The sequence below is a fragment of the Bacillus sp. JJ1503 genome, from assembly GCF_036965125.1.
Classification (GTDB): Bacteria; Bacillota; Bacilli; order Bacillales; family Cytobacillaceae; genus Cytobacillus.
Genome location: NZ_JBALOZ010000101.1, coordinates 1 through 4,369, shown reverse-complemented (window position 1 = coordinate 4,369; position 4,369 = coordinate 1). Strand labels below are relative to the sequence as shown.

Sequence of the window (4,369 nt, the reverse complement as noted above, 5' to 3'; positions counted from 1 at the left end):
TTGAAGTTTCACTTTATAGCTGAGATGAAAAATTTGTTAAAAAAGCTTTAGCAATGACCTGTTTATCATTAAAGACCTCTACCGACACTGCATCCTCTTTCATGATCATCTTTTCAATTTCAAATACATGGAGATCTTTAAGTAATGGAATCGGATTCATAAAAATAAAGTTATCGTTGCGATTATTAACCTCAATATACTCGCCTGTAAATTTTACATCAGACCCATATATAATTTCATTTGTACCTAAAGCCGATGCAAGTTTTGCATTATGTATAGATACTTTTACTTTGTAAAGCCTCTCTCCGCTTAATATTTTATCATTAATTTTAAACCGAAACTGCAGTTCATTGTTTTTCGTCAACAATGCCTCCGCATGACTGTTTACGATCGATTGGCCAGATCCAGCTTGCTGACAGCTTGTCAGCACGAGAGAAAAAAGAATAAGCAAAAATAGTTTATAAGCTTTAAGTTGCATCAAGTTTTCCTCCTTTTTCCTACCATAGCCTTTAAAGATAAATGATAAACATAATAAATAAAAAAAACCGGCATTTGTTATTTGCCGGTAAGTCGGATTTTTTATTGTGCTACTTATTATCATGCTAAACAGACATACAACTGCCCTTTATTTTCTCAGCTCTTTATTTTTTCTAGCTTTCAATTCCATTTTTTTGAGCTGGAGCTTCTCCTTAACTAATTTCTCTTCCTTATCAGAAAAAGGCAAATGTCCATATCTTACTCTTTCATATATTGAAGTGATGTCCTCAAAATCGAGAATTTCTATCCGATTTATCCAATCAGACAATGATTCATATGGAAGACGTCCTAATTTGCGCTTTTTTGCAAATTTCTCAAATGCATATATTTCTTTACGAATAAGATTTTTAGAATCATTCACTTTACCTTTAGAAAGAAATAACCCATTTTCCTTAATAATTAAACTTTCAGTAGAATATCCCTTCGTATCAGTTTCTATTTTCTCTATATTTTTCATTTTTTTGCGCTTATAAACATAGAAAAATAGAAAAATTAAACCTACTGTGAAAACAATAGTCCCAATAAGAGTCATGTCAACAGGAATCTGTCCTCCAACATCCTCCCATTCAGTTGGAATAACTGTATCCTCTTGAGTACCTTGGCTGTTGTTAAATTGCTCCATTTTTTCCGACCAATTTACTCCCTCTGCCCACTTGAAAAACGGAGAGGAAATAAACGCAATCGCTGTTACCCCTATTTGTAAAAATGAGAAAAATAGTTTTTCATACAGCTTCATCCCCGCAGAAATAATAAGCCCTGCAAATCCCATCCCTGCTATAAGACCCATTAAGGGAAGAAAAAAATGCTTTTTATTGTTTATTTCAGATTCTACAGCTAGCCAACGCCTAATAAAACCACCGAGCGTAATAAATATTAACTGGGCAATCATAATGGCCCCGATGACTTTCATATATATATCGGATGAAAGTCCTGTAAAAAAGATTAGAAAAATTCCCGTTACAATGGTAAGTATTATCCATAATCCCTCATTTTGCTTGTCAAACTCATTATGATGAGATAGCGTTCTCCAAAAAACAAAAAAAACAATAAGTAAATTACCAAAGAGGGGGAACCCAAGCCATCCTCCAGCAAAAATGAGAATTGGAGCTAGAAGGATAAAAAATATTAGTTTAGCCTTATCACTATACTTTAGAAGTAATATCGTAAAGAAGAAACACCCCAAAACCATTAATGAAAAATAGGAGAACAGCGGAATCTCCTTTTTATGTAATGAGTAAGGAACAAAAAGGACAAAGGCACCAAAAATAATTTCGATGCAAAGCAAATACATGATATTCCAGCACTTTCTTTTCAATTTCCTATCACGTCCTTCATAGGGAATTGTATTGGCAAAAGAATCGCTTCCAAGTCTTTTTCTAATGTAAGCTCTAAAACAGATGTTCCTTTTTGCTTAAATAGGCGAAGAAGCTCATCAGATTGTGTTGATCTATGACCTCCGTGTATGAAAAAAGGCTGATTTGTTAGATGTCTACTGTAAAAAGACAGCATCTTTTCATACGGATAGGCAGAGGAATACGGATTAACATAGGCTAGTGCTTCAAGTACTTTTTGAAGCTGCTCATTGCCAACTCCTGCTGGTATATAATAAAAAGGAATAGACCCTGCAACTCGGATATTGATGCATAAAGAAAAGGGAATTTGCTGTTTGGCTGAATAATAGGCTAGTTCCGCTGCACTGCTGATAAACTCTTCAATTTGGCTACTTATAGCATGGCCATTTGCAATATTTAGCGATAAGTGCCAACCCGTTTCCGCTACCCGATCATATATTTTCGTTTGGAGTGTTTGCATTCTAGCGCTTGCTTTCCAATGTATTCGATTAAAGCTATCTGAAGATACATATTCCCTAGTTCCCGCGGGGGATAGGAAGTCCTCATACAAGGAAAAGCTGGCAGGGGATTCGCCCGGTCGGACAGAAAGAAACAAACCCTTATTTTTCACAGGAAAAGGCAAAGGATACACAAGAGCCTCAGGCAAAAATAAAAATTTATATTCTAATACCGTTTCACCTAAACCAAAGAAGTGCGGAATTTGCAATTCAATTGTACGAATTTTTGCAACTCCTCTTTTAATTGTTTTAAAAGGAATTTTAACAATCGTTCTCTGATTATAGTTTAATGACATCGGAAGGTTCACTTCATATTTTGTAAGCCGCTTATCTCCAAAACCATCTAAAGGAGCTACCTGATCATCGAAATATACTCTTAATTGCCCCTTCATTATTGGAAGTCCTTTATTTTCAAAAACTAATACCCACTCTCCATTTTCCTGAGGAAAAAACTTGTTTCTCAATTTCAAATTTTCTAGATAAAGCTTCTTTCCCACATGCTTTAAATAAAATGAATTCGCAAAAACAAATAGGAGTAAAAACACTGCTAAGAAAAAAATAAGAAATGATTGGAAATAAAAGCTCGAGAAAATTAAAAATACAGCCAATACTCCTGTAAAACTGAAGAAACTATCCTCTACTGAGTATTTTTTCCACTCCATCGATTAAACTCCTGCCTCAACTGGAACAGGAATTGATTCAACCACTTCTTGTAAAACTTGTTCAGATGTTTTTGTTAATGAAGCTTCAGTAGTTAAATAAATTCTATGGCCTAAAACGTATGGGACCATTTCTTTAATATCATTAGGAACAACAAATGATCTATTATTTAAAAAAGCTTTTCCTTGTGCTGCTTTCATTAAAGCAAGTGTTCCCCTTGGACTTACCCCAAGTTCAATGGAAGGATGCTCTCTTGTTCTTCTGACTATTTGAATAAGATACAGTTCAACCTCCTCATTCATTCTCACAGCCTTTACCCTATTTCGCATTTCTTCTAAGACGGATGGTGTAAAGATTAATTCCAATTCACTTGATTTTTTTTCACCTCTTGCTATATGAATAATCTCTCTTTCTTCGTCCAAACTCGGATAATCCATTGATAATTTAATAAAGAAACGGTCCATTTGAGCAATAGGTAAAGAAAAGGTTCCTTGCTGTGAATCTACTGGATTCTGTGTGGCTATAACCATAAAAGGATCATGAACAGGAAGTGTATGACCGTCAATCGTGACCTGTCCTTCTTCCATGACCTCTAACAAACTTGATTGTGTTCTAGGTGTAGCACGGTTTATTTCATCTGCCAAAACAATATTGGCCATAATTGGACCAGGTCTTAACTCAAATTCCTGTCTCTGCGGATTAAAGAATTGTATTCCTGTTACATCACTTGGGAGTACATCAGGTGTAAATTGGATGCGAGAAAATTTTCCATTCATTATTTTTGAAAATGTTTTAGCTAGCATCGTCTTTCCTGTACCAGGGACACTTTCCATTAAAATATGTCCATTAAATAGTAATGAAATGGCAAGAAGTTCTACCTCTTTATCTTTGCCGACTATTACTTTACTAATCTCAGTTTGAAGCATCTCTAACTCTTTCATTTTACCTCCTAATGGATTGAAATTAATAGTTTTTCCATTATAATTAATATATAGTAATTTCTGTGAATTTGANNAACTGGAGGTCAATAAATGAGATATAAACGTGAAGAAGCTTTTCGCTTTCAGTTTAGAACACCACTCGAAGCCTCTGTAAAAATTATTAAAGAAAATGGAAGCTATGTAGCAGCAAATGTCGAAACTGCTGAAATTATGGATGTCAGTCCACATGGGGTAAAATTTAAAACGCCACTGAATCTGCTTATTCCTGAAAATCAATATTTAATAGAAGTCGTCTTCGTTATTGAAGGGAAAATGATCCATCAATTAGGCCATCCCGTTTGGAAAAAGGTTGAGGGTAAAAATTTTTCATACGGTTTTAATG

Annotated in this window: 5 protein-coding genes; 1 reads left to right on the top strand and 4 read right to left on the bottom strand. The window is 34.7% G+C overall.

Annotated features, from left to right (window positions below):
- Positions 1-13: 13 nt before the first annotated feature.
- The 4 genes from V7149_RS09315 to V7149_RS09300 form a co-directional block, all read right to left on the bottom strand.
- The gene (locus V7149_RS09315; protein ID WP_335345362.1) at positions 14-478 is read right to left on the bottom strand and encodes a hypothetical protein; all 465 of its coding nucleotides are present in this window, start codon (positions 476-478) and stop codon (positions 14-16) included.
- Between the two features lie 147 nt (positions 479-625).
- Complete coding sequence (locus V7149_RS09310) at positions 626-1,852, bottom strand: hypothetical protein (RefSeq protein ID WP_335345361.1); 1,227 nt, start codon at positions 1,850-1,852, stop codon at positions 626-628.
- Entirely contained in the window at positions 1,849-3,048 is a 1,200-nt protein-coding gene (locus V7149_RS09305; protein WP_335345360.1) for a DUF58 domain-containing protein, read from the bottom strand. Before V7149_RS09305 ends, V7149_RS09310 begins: the two co-directional genes overlap by 4 nt.
- Before the next feature lie 3 nt (positions 3,049-3,051).
- Positions 3,052-3,987: an AAA family ATPase gene (locus V7149_RS09300; protein WP_335345359.1), complete on the bottom strand. Its 936-nt coding sequence runs from the start codon at positions 3,985-3,987 to the stop codon at positions 3,052-3,054.
- A 90-nt stretch (positions 3,988-4,077) separates the two neighbouring features.
- Between V7149_RS09300 and V7149_RS09295 the strand changes: the two genes are divergently transcribed.
- Positions 4,078-4,369: PilZ domain-containing protein (locus V7149_RS09295; RefSeq protein WP_335345358.1), on the top strand; the 292-nt coding region annotated here is incomplete at its 3' end.